General features: G+C 72.0%; 1 protein-coding gene. It reads right to left on the reverse strand.

Annotated features, from left to right (window positions below; all coding sequences use genetic code 11):
* Window positions 1-87 precede the first annotated feature (87 nt).
* Window positions 88-514 (reverse strand): helix-hairpin-helix domain-containing protein (locus AC3WJI_RS21570; RefSeq protein ID WP_492759364.1); only part of this gene is annotated, 427 nt, incomplete at its 5' end.

A 514-nucleotide genomic window follows, 5' to 3' on the forward strand; every position in this document is an offset into this window, starting at 1 on the left:
CGAGCTATGACCGTCTTCTCGAAACCATCGCGACTGGGCCCCGGCCTTCCCCGGGGAACAGTGCGTTTCCACTTTGCGCTGGAAGCTCTAAAGCTTGCCGAACACCGCTTCGTAGCCGGCCTGGTCGCCGCTCGCCAGGAAGCCGGCCTGCTCGACCCAGCGGTCGCGCTTCAGGCGGCCCTGGAAATTGCCGAGCTGGGCGTCGAGCGCCTCGGCCTCGCTCGGGCTCAGCGCGGCGAGCTGGGCGAAACTGGTGATGCCGAGCGCGTTGAGCCGCTCCGCGACCTTGGGCCCGACGCCCTTCATCCGGGTGAGCTGGTCGGCCCCCGCCGGCGCAGGCGCCGGATCGGATACGGCAAGCGTCGCTGGCGCGGCGTCGAGCGGCGCGGCCGCGGCGATCGGTTCATCGGCAAGCGGGGTGGGCTCGGGCAGCGGATCGGGCTCGGGCGCTGCCGCCACAACCGGTGCCTCGGCAATTGGCGTCGGGGCGGGCGAGATGGACGGAGCCGGGGAC

This window comes from Sphingomonas sp. FW306-1B-B10E, from assembly GCF_058782005.1.